At 66.0% G+C, this 11,591-nt stretch carries 23 protein-coding genes; all 23 read left to right on the forward strand.

What is annotated here, in order from left to right; genetic code table 11:
• Positions 1 to 125: 125 nt before the first annotated feature.
• A complete protein-coding gene (locus L0C59_RS10445; RefSeq protein WP_243091286.1) occupies positions 126 to 545 on the forward strand; it encodes a hypothetical protein in 420 nt (139 codons plus the stop codon).
• The gene (locus L0C59_RS10450) at positions 535 to 867 is read left to right on the forward strand and encodes a hypothetical protein (RefSeq protein ID WP_243091287.1); all 333 of its coding nucleotides are present in this window, start codon (positions 535 to 537) and stop codon (positions 865 to 867) included. The genes L0C59_RS10445 and L0C59_RS10450 overlap by 11 nt, the downstream gene beginning before the upstream one ends.
• A gap of 19 nt (positions 868 to 886) precedes the next feature.
• Complete coding sequence (locus L0C59_RS10455; RefSeq protein WP_243091288.1) at positions 887 to 1,276, forward strand: hypothetical protein; 390 nt, start codon at positions 887 to 889, stop codon at positions 1,274 to 1,276.
• Between the two features lie 28 nt (positions 1,277 to 1,304).
• A complete protein-coding gene (locus L0C59_RS10460) occupies positions 1,305 to 1,586 on the forward strand; it encodes a hypothetical protein (RefSeq protein WP_243091289.1) in 282 nt (93 codons plus the stop codon).
• Positions 1,587 to 1,687: 101 nt separating this feature from the next.
• On the forward strand, positions 1,688 to 2,260 hold the full coding sequence (locus L0C59_RS10465) for a hypothetical protein (protein ID WP_243091290.1): 573 nt from the start codon (positions 1,688 to 1,690) through the stop codon (positions 2,258 to 2,260).
• Positions 2,261 to 2,622: 362 nt separating this feature from the next.
• Positions 2,623 to 3,141 (forward strand): hypothetical protein, encoded by a 519-nt coding sequence (locus L0C59_RS10470; protein WP_243091291.1) that lies wholly within the window; start codon positions 2,623 to 2,625, stop codon positions 3,139 to 3,141.
• Positions 3,134 to 3,724, forward strand: a complete 591-nt coding sequence (locus tag L0C59_RS10475; RefSeq protein WP_243091292.1) for a M23 family metallopeptidase — start codon at positions 3,134 to 3,136, stop codon at positions 3,722 to 3,724. The genes L0C59_RS10470 and L0C59_RS10475 overlap by 8 nt, the downstream gene beginning before the upstream one ends.
• Complete coding sequence (locus tag L0C59_RS10480) at positions 3,721 to 3,936, forward strand: hypothetical protein (RefSeq protein ID WP_243091293.1); 216 nt, start codon at positions 3,721 to 3,723, stop codon at positions 3,934 to 3,936. The genes L0C59_RS10475 and L0C59_RS10480 overlap by 4 nt, the downstream gene beginning before the upstream one ends.
• Entirely contained in the window at positions 3,937 to 4,617 is a 681-nt protein-coding gene (locus tag L0C59_RS10485; protein WP_243091294.1) for an AAA family ATPase, read from the forward strand.
• Between the two features lie 136 nt (positions 4,618 to 4,753).
• Positions 4,754 to 5,170, forward strand: a complete 417-nt coding sequence (locus L0C59_RS10490) for a hypothetical protein (protein WP_243091295.1) — start codon at positions 4,754 to 4,756, stop codon at positions 5,168 to 5,170.
• A gap of 11 nt (positions 5,171 to 5,181) precedes the next feature.
• Positions 5,182 to 5,697: a hypothetical protein gene (locus tag L0C59_RS10495; RefSeq protein ID WP_243091296.1), complete on the forward strand. Its 516-nt coding sequence runs from the start codon at positions 5,182 to 5,184 to the stop codon at positions 5,695 to 5,697.
• An 8-nt stretch (positions 5,698 to 5,705) separates the two neighbouring features.
• Positions 5,706 to 6,581, forward strand: a complete 876-nt coding sequence (locus L0C59_RS10500) for a hypothetical protein (RefSeq protein ID WP_243091297.1) — start codon at positions 5,706 to 5,708, stop codon at positions 6,579 to 6,581.
• A gap of 11 nt (positions 6,582 to 6,592) precedes the next feature.
• The gene (locus L0C59_RS10505; RefSeq protein ID WP_243091298.1) at positions 6,593 to 6,997 is read left to right on the forward strand and encodes a hypothetical protein; all 405 of its coding nucleotides are present in this window, start codon (positions 6,593 to 6,595) and stop codon (positions 6,995 to 6,997) included.
• A gap of 6 nt (positions 6,998 to 7,003) precedes the next feature.
• On the forward strand, positions 7,004 to 7,360 hold the full coding sequence (locus L0C59_RS10510) for a hypothetical protein (RefSeq protein WP_219760335.1): 357 nt from the start codon (positions 7,004 to 7,006) through the stop codon (positions 7,358 to 7,360).
• Between the two features lie 95 nt (positions 7,361 to 7,455).
• Complete coding sequence (locus L0C59_RS10515) at positions 7,456 to 7,998, forward strand: hypothetical protein (protein WP_243091299.1); 543 nt, start codon at positions 7,456 to 7,458, stop codon at positions 7,996 to 7,998.
• Positions 7,998 to 8,234, forward strand: a complete 237-nt coding sequence (locus tag L0C59_RS10520; RefSeq protein ID WP_243091300.1) for a hypothetical protein — start codon at positions 7,998 to 8,000, stop codon at positions 8,232 to 8,234. Before L0C59_RS10515 ends, L0C59_RS10520 begins: the two co-directional genes overlap by 1 nt.
• Positions 8,224 to 8,526, forward strand: a complete 303-nt coding sequence (locus L0C59_RS10525) for a hypothetical protein (protein ID WP_243091301.1) — start codon at positions 8,224 to 8,226, stop codon at positions 8,524 to 8,526. Before L0C59_RS10520 ends, L0C59_RS10525 begins: the two co-directional genes overlap by 11 nt.
• Before the next feature lie 238 nt (positions 8,527 to 8,764).
• A complete protein-coding gene (locus L0C59_RS10530; RefSeq protein WP_243091302.1) occupies positions 8,765 to 9,193 on the forward strand; it encodes a hypothetical protein in 429 nt (142 codons plus the stop codon).
• Complete coding sequence (locus tag L0C59_RS11155; RefSeq protein WP_269146127.1) at positions 9,190 to 9,315, forward strand: hypothetical protein; 126 nt, start codon at positions 9,190 to 9,192, stop codon at positions 9,313 to 9,315. The genes L0C59_RS10530 and L0C59_RS11155 overlap by 4 nt, the downstream gene beginning before the upstream one ends.
• Before the next feature lies 1 nt (position 9,316).
• The gene (locus tag L0C59_RS10535; protein ID WP_243091303.1) at positions 9,317 to 9,505 is read left to right on the forward strand and encodes a hypothetical protein; all 189 of its coding nucleotides are present in this window, start codon (positions 9,317 to 9,319) and stop codon (positions 9,503 to 9,505) included.
• Positions 9,484 to 9,933, forward strand: a complete 450-nt coding sequence (locus tag L0C59_RS10540) for a hypothetical protein (RefSeq protein ID WP_243091304.1) — start codon at positions 9,484 to 9,486, stop codon at positions 9,931 to 9,933. Before L0C59_RS10535 ends, L0C59_RS10540 begins: the two co-directional genes overlap by 22 nt.
• Before the next feature lie 184 nt (positions 9,934 to 10,117).
• Positions 10,118 to 11,230, forward strand: coding sequence for a hypothetical protein (locus L0C59_RS10545; protein ID WP_243091305.1), 1,113 nt, complete (start codon positions 10,118 to 10,120; stop codon positions 11,228 to 11,230).
• Between the two features lie 10 nt (positions 11,231 to 11,240).
• On the forward strand, positions 11,241 to 11,591 hold a 351-nt coding region (locus tag L0C59_RS10550; RefSeq protein WP_243091306.1), incomplete at its 3' end, for a hypothetical protein.

Here is an 11,591-nt window from a genome sequence, read left to right on the forward strand (position 1 = left end):
CCACGTGGGCGCAGGTCCATCCTAAAGGGGTGGTCCCACGTTTTGACGTGTACTGAGGTGGCACCGACTCAATGTCGGGATATAAAGAGGCTTTACTACTAGGTAGACCCTTAACCCTAAGGACTGTGGTAGGGAAGCCGTTAGCCACCTGGGAAAGCAAAAAAACCCCGTTACCATTAGATCCCGACACTCACCGGAACTTTCGGGAACTTCTCCGCCTTGCCAGCGTCCCCGGGGGCCGGAACGGCCGCCGGAACTGGGCCCAGCAGGCGGCGTCCGCCATCGCCGCCGCCCTGGGAGACCAGAAGAGCTTGCGCTTCTGGCTCCGGGTGGTCTGGGCCGCCTTAAAGCAGGCCATCTTCGGAGGAGGAGAGGGGGCCATGAGGGTCCTGGCCCGGGTGGTGGGCCTCGCGGCCGAAGCCCGGGCCGATGGCTTTGCCCGGAGCCCGGGAGCTTACGCCCAGGCCCTCCTGCGGCGGGAGGGGTACTGGGACCTGGTGGCTCCCTTCCAGGCCTTCAAGGCGGGGGTGCCCTATGCGGGTTGACCGGGTGCGGCTAGAGGCCGTGGCGGATATCCTCCAGCACCGGCTTCAGGAGGCCTTGGAGCAGCCTGGCCGGCGGGTGGCCTTTGCCCTTCGCACCTCCCCGAGCGATGGGGTGCAGGTTTTCTTGAAGCTCCGGCCCGATGGCCGGCTGGTCCTGGCCATCCGCCGGCCCGGGGGGAAGGAGGACCCTCGGGAGATCCAGGCCCTGGCCCAGCGCATGGGTCTGCAGATCCGCGAGGGGCCCGTGGAGATGACCGGCAGGATCTCGAGGCCGAGGCTGGGCCCGAGGAAGTACCTGGTGGCCTTCTGCGAGCCGGCGTAGGATGGGAGAGGAGGCCATAATGCAGACCCCGAGCCAGAAAGCCTTTGGGTTGGCCTTGCTCTTGGGCATCGTGGCTCATTTCTGGTCCATCTGGACTCCCAGGGTATCCCAGGCGGTTGAGGCGGAAGAGGCGGGCCCTTCCCCTGTGGTGGACCTCCAGGTGCCTCCCCAGGAGGAGTCCGGGGGCTGTCAGGGCCGCCTGACGGCCCTCTTCCGCTCCGGGGCCGAGGTGGCCTTCCACTACGAGGGGACGGCGGAAGAGGTCAGGGTGACCTGGCCAGGCGGCGAATACCGCGCCCGCACGGCGGACACCTGCACCGGCACGGAGTGCCGCTTCACCCTGCCCCGCCCGGGCATGGCGGACGTGAGAATCGCCCTGGACTCGTGCCCACCGGAGCCCGCCCCTTGACACCTAGAGGCGTGCTATGATGCGGGGGATGGAACTCAAAAAAGGGCGCCCCGGTAGGCGTATCCTGGCCCTCGCCACCCGCAAGCGGAACCCGGTGCCGATTGAGTCTCAGCCGCTGGAAAACCTCCTCTACGCCCTCCTGGGAAGCCCAGTGGCCGCCCGGTCCATCTCCGAGGCCCTGGAGGGGGACATCCGCAACCTCCACGGCTGGGACATCCAGGACCTCATGGCCCTGCCCGGGGTGGGGGAGGGGGTGGCGGGCCGCCTCGCGGCCCTAGTGGAACTTGTGCGCAGGCTTGTGAAGCGCTAAGGTTCACTTCGCCCGGGCGGTTCGCCCTGGCGTTCCGGCCCGCCGCTTCGCCCTGGCGGGCCGGGCTTTTCTCTCACGCCCGCCGGTGGAAACCTGGGGGCATGGCCTATCAGCGGGTGCCCGTGGACCCCAACGCCCCGTTGCAGCCGGGAAAGACCTACGAGATCGTGGCGGCCCACAAAGGGGGAGACGTTTCCCGGGTCACGCGGGCCGATTTGGAGCGGGCCCTTCAGGCTAAATACGGCCCCGGGGTCAGGGTGCTGGACTGGGGGAAGCGGGGAAGCGATTTGGTCATTCAGCTGAAGGTGGAGGCGGCCCCTTCCTCATCTTCCTCTCTTGGCACCGCTGACCCCTGGGCCGTGCCTCCCGCCTACGGGGGGGCGGGATGCGGGTCCACCAAGTGCCCCCAGCCCATGGGCTACCTGGGCGGGGGGGACATCTACCCGGCCCTCCTGCCCGCCCTGGCCCTCAGCGCCGCCGCGGTCATCGCCGTCCTCTATCTGGTTTGGCGGATCGTGGCCGAGCTGACGGAGGCGGTGGAGCTGGTGCCGGCCCCGGCCCGGGCGGCCGCCGTGGCGGGCGCGGGGGTGGGGGTGGGGGCCCTCGGGCTGGCCGCCCTGGGCGTGGTGGCCCTGGCCCTTGTTGGTGGAAGGAGAAGGAGGGCGTATGCCTAAGCCGAAGGCCAGGAAGACCAAGAGGAAGAAGCGCTCTCGGAGGTAAACCATGCTCCGGCTCAAGCTCCCGGAGGAGGTCATAGGCGAGACGGCCGTTCTGGAGGAGGACGGGGAGGCCAGAGAGGTAAAGGCCGTCCCCCTCCAGGGGCCTTTAGACCCCATTCTGGAGGCCGCCGTAGAGTCCCAGCCTCGGGTGGCCGGGCCTAAAGAGGCCTCGCAGGAGGAGCCTACCGGGCCGGAACCCGAGCCCGAGGAGCCCCCCAGGGGCGCCCCTAAGAAGAGCCCCTTCGGCTTCCTCGCGGCCCTGGGGACCGGGGCCCTGGTCCTCCTGGGCGTGGCCCTGGCCGGAAAAGGAGGTGCGAGTGCAAGCGGTAGTGGAGGAACAGGCGCAAACCCCACCCCCACCGCCCCCGGTGGAGGAAGCGGAAGCGGCCCCGTCATCTGGTAGCTGGGAGCCCCTAGGCGAGGAGGCCCTAGGGGACTTCTCCGAGCTTCCGCCGGCGGAGCCTCCCGTGATCCCCTTCACCGGGGAGGAGATCGCGGGCGGGGCGGCGTTTTTGCTCATGCTCGGGGTGCGGGTCCAGTCGGAGGAGGAAAAGGCTGCGTTTCTGCGGGCTTGGCAGGGGGCCCTCTTCGGCCTCATGCCCCCGGCCCAAGTGCTGGACGTCCTGAAGGTCGGGGAGGCCCTGGCCCAGTACGGCATTGGGAAGAACCGCCTTCCGGGCATGGGGAGCGTGGAGAATCTGCCTCCGTGGCTCCGGATTCTCCTGGGCGGCGGGGTGCTGGCTATAGCGGCGTACGGAGGTGTGCGTGCGGTTATGGATGTACGGGCTAGGGGGGCTATTCCTGCTCCTGCTTCTGGGGAGGAGGTTCATGCCTGAGAACGTCCCCCGCTCTGGCTTCTACTACTGGCCCATCAACCCCAGGAAGGCCAGGCCAGATGTGCGTTACTTGGACCCCGACTACTACCTGGGCGTGAAGAGGCCGGATGGGAGTTGGCTGGTCCCCCCGGGCTACTGGCACACGGGGGTGGACCTGAACGGGCCCGGCGGCGGGGATACGGACTGCGGCCAGCCCGTGCACGCCATGACGGACGGGCGGGTGGTGATCGCCGGCCGCTTCTCCGTGTGGGGCGGCGTGGTGGTCCTGTGGCATCCCAGCGCCGGGGTGTGGACCCGCTACGGCCACCTGCGGGACATCCTGGTGCGCCCCGGGGACGTGGTGACGGCGGGCCAGCAGACCGGCACCATCGGCAAGATGACCACGGGGGGCTACTGCCACCTGCACTTTGACGTTTTCGTCAGGGTGCCCCCGGCCTCTGAAGGCGGGTGGCTCTTCTTCCCCAGGGGAGGGGAGGAGGCCAGGCAGAAGGTCCTTACCTACTGCACCGACCCCGAGGCCTTTTTGGCCAAGCAGGCACAAGCTGGCAGGTTGCGGGAGCCCCCTGCCTGGAGGACGGCATGAGGGGAGTTCCGAAAGGAGGAGTGATGGAGTTCGCCAAGGAGAACGCTTTTCCCCTCGCGGTCCTGGTGGGAGGCCTCTACCTGGGCCTCGGACGGTTGAAAAACCTCCGGGAGGGCAAGGGCTGCCCCAAGTGCGAGACCGCCCAGGCCGTGGTGGCCTTCGCCCTGGCCGCGTGGGCCGGGTGGGAGCTGTGGCAGGCCTACCAGGGCTAGATGGGCGGCAGGCAGACCTTCCGCATCCTCATCGTGGGCAAGTCCGGGTCAGGGAAGTCCACCCTGGCCCGGCAGATCGTGCGCGCTATGGAGGGCCGCTTCCGCCGCCTTGTCATCGTCAACCGCAAGACGGAGTTCGGTGATTTGGCAGAGGCCCGTTTCCGCGTGGGGGAGGACGGGGACCCCTGGGCTGTTTTGAAGCTCTACCGCAGGGTCCACTTCCACGTCACCGGCTACGACCCCCGCCCCTTTTTGGATGCCCTGGGCCAGGCCATCATGCGCCTCCAGGACACCCTTCTGCTGCTTGATGAGGCCCACCACTTTTTTCCCCGGGGGCAGGTGCCCAAGGGCCTCTTTGAGGTCCTGACCGGGGGAAGGGAGCACGGGCATTCGGCCATCTTCGTCACCCAGATGCTCCAGGCCGCCACCGGGGGCATAGACCCCGGAGTGCGCCGTCAGGCCTCCCACCTGGTGGCCTTCCGCCTCACGGAACCCCGGGAAGTCCAGGCCTTGGCGGACATGTTCCCCGAGCTGGGGGAGCGGGTCAGGCTCCTCAAGCGCCCCGATGACGGCCTGCCCCCGGAGTACGGGGTGAAGGACCTGGACCGGGACCGGGCGGGCCTGGTCCTCCGGGACCCGAGGGCCCCACAAAGGCGGGTTTTCGTGCCCCTGGACGGCTAAGGGGCACTTCGCCCGGGCGAAGTGCCCGGGCGAAGCGGCCCAAAACTCCCAAGCGCCCCGGCGTATCTCCGGGGCGCTTCGCTCTTTATTCCCCCATCGCCCCCCGCATACCGTGGGCGGCAGAAGGAGGAGGTGAATGGCGGACACGGCGGCAATCGCGGCGCAGGACATGCGCAAGCTGGCCTCCACCAGCAACCCCCTGGAGGTGGTCCAAAACCCCATCGTGGTGAGCGTGAGCATGGGGGTGCTAGGGGCTTATCTGGCGCGGAAGGCGCTCTATACGTCCAGGCGCGACCTCTTTGGCTTGGCGGCGAAGGGCGAGGACGGGCGTATCCACTACTACGCGGTGGGTCCGGACGGAAAGCCCGACACCAGCAAGGAGGTCCCGAACGCCCGGACCAACAGGGTGTTGCTCAACCTGGGCGGGGTTATCCTCGGCTCCATCCTAATCAACAACAAGCTGACCGAGGACCCCATGGTGGACTACATCGGCTTAGGCGTGGCGGCCGGTTCCTTCGCGAACCTGGTCATGGCGATTTTGGACATTGACTAAGGAGGTAAAGGATGCAGGAGGCTTTTGAGCGGATCAAGCGGCTTCGGCCCGGGGCCCGCGCCATCACCATCCTGAGGAGCGGCCCCGAGTTCCAGGCGTACGGCGGCAGGCAGAAGGTGAAGGTGGGCGAGTTCGTGGTGCCCTCGGGGGCCACTTGGGTCTTTCCCAACCCCGTCCCTGTGGTCCTCAAGCTCTACGATTCCAACGGCAACCAGCTGCCCCACACCACGGACGTCTTCTTTGCCCGGCGCACCAAGGGCTTTGACTTCCCCGAGTTTTTGGTCAAGGCCCAGTACGCTTCGTACTACGACCTCTCCGAGGCCCAGCAGCGGGACGCCAAGTTCTACCAGAACATCCTGCAGACCGCGAGCCCACTTTACGCCCCTACCCCGCCCCAGGGCATCGTGCTGCGGGAGGGGGACACCCTGGAGATCTACGTGGAGACCGACCACGGCATCACCGTGAACCTCAACGACTCCCGCACCCGCATTGAGCTGCCCGTGGGCGTGGACAACTCCAACGTGTAGGAGGGACCATGGCGCTCTTGGACAGCCTTCGCAACGCGGTTCGGAGGGGTCTCGGGACCTTCCAGGACGCCCCGGCGGCCCCCTCCCCTACCCCTCAGCCGCAACCCCAGCCGGCGCGGCCCGCTCCGGCGGCGGTCCAGACCTCGGGGTGGCAGTTCGCGTGGATTGACAACGAGGACTTTGACGCCACCGGCCTGGCCTACCGCCCCAATGAGTATTTCGCCCTGGCCCAGATGCGCATCCCGGACACGGCCCACTTCCGTGTCGTGGCGGGGGAGCGGCGCCTGCGCATCTACCTGAAGGGCCTGGCCTCCTTCGCGGGCCAGAATCTGGCCACGGCCCAGGCCCGCACCGTCACCCTGCCCTACCTCATCCCCTCCTTGCAGGGGGCCCCTACCCTGCCCTCCACCTACCACCCAGACGTGGCCGTCTGGGCCAAGGTGGGCGGGGTGTGGCAGCGGTGCCAGATCAATGCCGTCAACTACGCTGGCCAGCAAGTGACCTTCGTGGAGCCCGCCGGCGTGACCGGCACCCAGGACATTGAGGTCTACTACACCCACGCTGACGGGCAGTTCCGCCTGCGGGTGGCCCGGGACGCGGGCGGGGTGGACGACAGCGTGGCCACCGTCTTCAACCAGTCCTTCTCCACAATGCACAGCGTGGACCAAAACAACCTGGAGACCATGCTGGCCTGGCCCCAGCAGGTGGAGCTGGTGCCGGGCACCCGCCTTCTCCTGGAGGTCTTCACCACCGAGGTGTCCATGGTCTGGAACGAGCGGGCCGGCCACTACATCCAGATCGCCGCCATGGGCCGGCGGGTGGAGGTGCTGGACAAGAGCCGCCTCTTGCGCCTGGCTGAGCTGGAGAACCGGGGCGGCCTCTGAGGGGGTGAGCCATGCCGTTCGGCCTCTCCGAATCCTATTCCCCCAGCCTTTCGGGGTACACGCCCCCCTACACCCTCTTGGACTCCGGGGCTTCGGGGTCCTGGGGGTTCAGCCTCTCCAACTCCTACACCCTTCCCCTTACGGGGGGCGTTTCCGGGAGCGCTGGAGACACCCCCCTCTGGGCCCAGATCTTGGGCGGGCTGGGCCAGATTGGGAGCCTCATTGACCCCTACATCCTGACCGAGCAGGAACGCCTGCAGTACCAGCTGCAGCTCGCCCAGGCCCAGGCGGAAGCGGCCCGGGCTGCGGCCCAGCCCACGGGCGTGCAGGTTCAGCCGGCGGGACCCTCTGCGTGGGTCTGGGTACTGGGGGGGCTCTTGGTGCTTCTCCTCGTGGTGATTCTGCTGAAGGAGTGAGGTGGAATGGAGCCACTTCTGGGATTTTTTGGAAACGTGCTGGGCGGCTTCTTCGGGTTTTTGGGGGCCGACCGGCAGGCCCGAGCCGTGGAGGAAGTGGCCCAATCCCGAGAACGCTCCACCAGAAATCTTGTGGACGCCGCCATCGTGCAGTGGCACGAGCTGGGCAGGATCGTGGAGGCCCAGGTGGGGGCCGTCCGTGACACAACCTATTGGCAGCAGGAAACCCAGCGCACCAGGATTTACTACAACTACAAGGCCCTTCAGGCCTCCCAGGGCCTCCTCCTCCTTGGGGCGGGGGCGGGCCTGGTAGGCCTCGCCGTGTGGCTGGGATCCCGAGAGGACAAGGAGGTGAAAGCGTGAGGTGGCCCGTAGTGGCAGGGCTGTCCGGTTTGGGTCTCGGGGCGGTGGGGGTCTACTACCTCTCCCGGTCCCGGTCAAAGGCCGAGGAGAAGGCGGTGGACTCGGTGGCGGCCGATCTGCCTCAGCACCCCGGGGTGCAGAGTAACAACCGGGCCAGTTTCTGCCAGCTCTTAAGCGACTACCGCATGCGGCTCAAGCAGCAGCAAGATTTGCTTGCGGATGCGGAAGCCAAGATGCGGCAGATTGAGCGGCAGGCGGAAGACATCTGCCGCGTCTACGCCCAGGATCCCACCTTTAAATACAACTGCAACGGGTGGCCGGTCTGCTCCTGGAACGAGTGGTACACGGTTTCCGGCACCACCACAAACCAGCAGGCGAACAGCGCATGCCTCACGCATCTCAAAACCGGCTCTGGCCTATCGCTGCGCATCCACGAGCTGAGGTCCGGGGAAGCCTGGAACGACACGTGGGAAGACGTAAAGCGGATCAACGCCCAGATCGCTGACGCTTACCAGCAGATCCAGTCCTTGCTGGTCCAATATGCGCGGGCGCAGGACCAGGCCAATGCCGCCCGGGCGGCCATCGCGGACCTGGAGCGCCGGATCTCCGATCTAGAGGCTCAGGGGGTGGTCTGCTGATGGAGTGGAAGGACGTCCTGGACATGGGCTTGGGGGCAGTGGCCTTTGCGGCGTTCCTGAAGCTCGTGTTCCGGGATGTGGCCGAGGTGCGGGAGCGTTTGGCCCGGATAGAGGAGAACGGCCGCCGGCAGGCCTACTACCTCTCCCGGGTGGCGAACGCCATGGAGGCCCAGGCTTATCGGCAGGGCCTTCGGGTGACGGAGGTGAAAATGGAGGTGAAAGGGGATGGAAAGTAGAGCGCTTTTGCTGGCCCTTTTGGGCTTTGGCGTGGCCGGCTATCTGGCGTATCAGCTGGCCAAGGGGCAGGGGCAGGCTACCGCCGGGCAGACGCCGGAGCAGTCGGAAGCTCCCCCGGCCCAGACCGAAACTCCTCCCGTGGTGGTGGGTGACTTCGGCGGCCAGCTGCCCTTTGGGCTGGGCGGTTTGGGGCAGGACGCCCTTTGCCGGGTAGCCCCGAGCCTCTGCGGCTGGTACAACGCGGCCTATGTGGGCAGGCCCGCCCCTCTGCCCGTGGTGCCCCTCTGGTGAGGTGACGGATGCAGGGCGCTTGGATCGTGGCGGTGGCAGTGGCGGCCGGGGCCTACGCGGGCTATGCCCTGGCCCGGCGGGGAGGGGGGCAGTCCCAGGGCGGGCAGCCTTCCCGAAGCTCCCCCCCGTCTGATCGGATCTGCGCGCAGGTGCTGGTCACGTGCCAGGACGGATCTCCTGCTCCCACCCCCTGCGATTGTGAAGGTAGGGGTGGGGTGAAGCGCGTGGGGGTGATGGTGTGAGCGTGCAGGACTTCCTACCTCAGGGGCAGGTCTGGCTCGTCTGGCTCGTCCAAGCTCTCCTCGCGGCCGGGCTCATCGCCCTTCTCTCGGGGCTCATCGTGCGGGTGGTTTCCGCCATCCCCGTGGTTGGGCCCGTCCTCGCGGCGGCGGTGCGGATGCTCTTTTCTAACTACGAGAAATGGCTTTCCGAACGTGTGCCGAAGTTGGCCGAGCAGGCGGTCCTGGCCACGGAGGAGCGCTGGCGGAAGGTGGGCCCCCAGTACGATCCTTCCGCCCGGGCGGAAGCCAAACTCCGGGAGGCCATGGAGGCCCTGCAGCAGATGGCCCCCGGCCTGCTTCGGGACATCGCCCAGCGGCAGATTGAGGCCGCCCTGGCCCGCATCCGGGCTATGGGCATGGAGCAAAAGGCAGGAGGTGGAAAGTGAACCTGAACTTCGGTGACGGCCTTCGCTTCGGCGCTGGCTTTGTCGTGGGGGGAACGCTGATCTGGGTGGGCCTCCTCCTGGTCCTAGCTTTGGTGGGGGCCCTGGTGGGGAAGAAGGAGTAGCATGCAGGTTCCGTCCTTCTGGCAGTCCTACAAGCAGGGCCTAGGAGTGGGCCTTGGGCTCCTCACCATCTACCTGGCGGCCCTCATCCTGATCGGGGCCTTTTTGGTGCGTCCCGCACTTGAAAATCTGGGGAACCCTGGGCAGAGTGCCCCTAAAGGAGGTGGTGCGTGCTCAACCTCTTGGGTCTGAAGCAAGAAGAGTTGGCGAGCTTGCCCCAACGTTTTCAAGAAGCCCTGGCCGCCTTGCGGGAGGACATGGCCTGCCTGAAGGACCAGCTCGGGGCGGTGCAGCGCACCCTGGAGTACGAGTTTGGCCGCCCCCGGCGGGATCTCCAGGGCCACGACCCGGCCCGGATGCCCCTGGTGGCCCAGGTGCTGGTGGAAGGGGAGGTGCAGCGCATCGACGTGACTGGCCTCTTGGGCAAACCTGCTACTCGGGGGCACATCGTGAACATCGGGGACGCCAAGGCCCGCCTTTGGTTCACCTTCGGGCCGCAGCGGGTGGGGCCCTACATCCTCCTGCCCGCGGCTGCGCTAGACTTGTCTTTTGCTCTAGCAGTGCTGGAGATCTCTGACGCCGGGGAAGGACCTGTCGTGGTTCAGTTCCTCATGCAATGAGGGGGTTTGGGCCATGCATTTTCTCGTGGGAATACCAGGGAAAAAGCATGCCCATGTTGCAGCTGTACTACCAGCGTGTCCTAAATACCTACTGGCCTGACGGCAACTTTGAGGCGTGTGGCCCTCACGATTACTTCAAAGACATAGAGAGGGTAACGTTGCAACGCTGGAATAGGATGTAGCAATGGTAACTGCCAAAACGTACAAACGGGGCGACACTTTCGCCCCCGAGGTGCGCCTGACCCCAGGCCCCCGGGCCATGGGGGATACGGGGGACGGAAGCTACGCCACCCTCTATGGCTACGCCTGGGCGGCGGTGCTGGACCGAGCAGAGCGCCGCTTCCGCCTCTTCCAGGCCCAGGTGCCTATGGAAGGACCATGGGCGCTGAATGACCCTAGGGGTCCCGAGGTGGCCGTGTGGGTTGAAGTGGAGGTGGATCCCCTACCCCATGCGGTGGAGGAGATACGGCACATGGGGGTGGCCTTCGACCAGGCCGCGCGGCATGTGGTGGTATATGAGCGCCAAGGGGAGGTATGGATCCGCCAATGGGACCCGGTAAGCCAGGCCTTCGTAATGCGGGGCCCCTTTCCTGGATGCGACCCCGTGGTGCTGAACGACGCGGTGGTGGGCTATTACCCACCGGACTCGGATGTCATCGTCTGGCACGTAACACCTGACCGGAAAACGGTGGTCCAACGGGTTCAAAGGGAACTTTATGCCAGCCCCCACGACATACAAACCTTCGCAGAGCCCGTAGTGCTAGACCAGGCCGTAGCCCTGCCGTATCAGATTGAGCTTTTGGGAAGTTTGGGCAACGCATTGGACGCCACGGGCTTTGTCCTGCGCCCTGAGCTGTACCCTGTGCATCTACAGGATGCATTGGGCTCTGCAACTTTGAGCCCACCTGCTGAAGGGCACTACATTCCGATTGTCCTTGTTTCTGACCTGGGCGTGGACACCTTGGGGCCAGCGGTGCTGAACACACCCACGCAAGGGGCATATATCCCCATAGTAATCGTGCTTGCAGTGGGCGACACCTTGGGTGGGGCAACACTCGCTGCCCCCAGTACTGCGGCCTATGTGCCCGTGGTGATCGTTGTGGACACCACGACATCTCCGGGCTACTCGAGTCCGGACAGTTTGGGTAGCGCTACGTTGACAGCCCCAAGTGGCGGTACGTATGCCCTGGTGGTAATCGTAGTGGACACCACCACTTTTGCTGGCTATACAAGCCCAGACCTTTTGGGTACGGCATCGTTAGCGGCCCCGAACACGGGGGCCTATGAGCTTGCGTGAGGAGATTGCCATGGCCAAGATTTGGACGCCAGAGAACGCCGGCAAGATTATCCCTGTGATAAAGGTGCGGCCCCTGCTTCCCCCACCACCAAGTGCTGGTGCCCGCCTACAGCCCCAGCACATGCATTGGCAGTTGGGGCGTTATGTTGAGGACCTCTCCTTCGGCCCCGGTGGCCGTGGAAAGCGTAAACGGTGGGTAGTGGACAAGGAAGCCGAACAGCACAACCTTGTGCTAAACCAAACCTACGACACCCTCATGGCCCAGTACGGGTTTTTTCTTGGCCTTTGGGCGGCGGTCGAACGGGTCGTGTCAAGATTTATGTGTAAGCGTCTGTGTATGGGGGGCATACCTCTCCAGAAG

Source organism: Thermus neutrinimicus (assembly GCF_022760955.1).
Taxonomy (GTDB): domain Bacteria; phylum Deinococcota; class Deinococci; order Deinococcales; family Thermaceae; genus Thermus; species Thermus neutrinimicus.

What these genes read in the sequence shown, in the direction of transcription:
- L0C59_RS10480 (WP_243091293.1), top strand. Translation starts at nt 3,721, where the DNA reads ATGAGGGGAGTTCCGAAAGGAGGAGTGATGGAGTTCGCCAAGGAGAAC.
- L0C59_RS10485 (WP_243091294.1), top strand. Translation starts at nt 3,937, where the DNA reads ATGGGCGGCAGGCAGACCTTCCGCATCCTCATCGTGGGCAAGTCCGGG.
- L0C59_RS10495 (WP_243091296.1), top strand. Translation starts at nt 5,182, where the DNA reads ATGCAGGAGGCTTTTGAGCGGATCAAGCGGCTTCGGCCCGGGGCCCGC.
- L0C59_RS10510 (WP_219760335.1), top strand. Translation starts at nt 7,004, where the DNA reads ATGGAGCCACTTCTGGGATTTTTTGGAAACGTGCTGGGCGGCTTCTTC.
- L0C59_RS10545 (WP_243091305.1), top strand. Translation starts at nt 10,118, where the DNA reads ATGGTAACTGCCAAAACGTACAAACGGGGCGACACTTTCGCCCCCGAG.
- L0C59_RS10450 (WP_243091287.1), top strand. Translation starts at nt 535, where the DNA reads ATGCGGGTTGACCGGGTGCGGCTAGAGGCCGTGGCGGATATCCTCCAG.
- L0C59_RS10475 (WP_243091292.1), top strand. Translation starts at nt 3,134, where the DNA reads ATGCCTGAGAACGTCCCCCGCTCTGGCTTCTACTACTGGCCCATCAAC.
- L0C59_RS10520 (WP_243091300.1), top strand. Translation starts at nt 7,998, where the DNA reads ATGGAGTGGAAGGACGTCCTGGACATGGGCTTGGGGGCAGTGGCCTTT.
- L0C59_RS10500 (WP_243091297.1), top strand. Translation starts at nt 5,706, where the DNA reads ATGGCGCTCTTGGACAGCCTTCGCAACGCGGTTCGGAGGGGTCTCGGG.
- L0C59_RS10525 (WP_243091301.1), top strand. Translation starts at nt 8,224, where the DNA reads ATGGAAAGTAGAGCGCTTTTGCTGGCCCTTTTGGGCTTTGGCGTGGCC.
- L0C59_RS10505 (WP_243091298.1), top strand. Translation starts at nt 6,593, where the DNA reads ATGCCGTTCGGCCTCTCCGAATCCTATTCCCCCAGCCTTTCGGGGTAC.
- L0C59_RS10460 (WP_243091289.1), top strand. Translation starts at nt 1,305, where the DNA reads ATGGAACTCAAAAAAGGGCGCCCCGGTAGGCGTATCCTGGCCCTCGCC.
- L0C59_RS10490 (WP_243091295.1), top strand. Translation starts at nt 4,754, where the DNA reads ATGGCGGACACGGCGGCAATCGCGGCGCAGGACATGCGCAAGCTGGCC.
- L0C59_RS10455 (WP_243091288.1), top strand. Translation starts at nt 887, where the DNA reads ATGCAGACCCCGAGCCAGAAAGCCTTTGGGTTGGCCTTGCTCTTGGGC.
- L0C59_RS10465 (WP_243091290.1), top strand. Translation starts at nt 1,688, where the DNA reads ATGGCCTATCAGCGGGTGCCCGTGGACCCCAACGCCCCGTTGCAGCCG.
- L0C59_RS10535 (WP_243091303.1), top strand. Translation starts at nt 9,317, where the DNA reads ATGCAGGTTCCGTCCTTCTGGCAGTCCTACAAGCAGGGCCTAGGAGTG.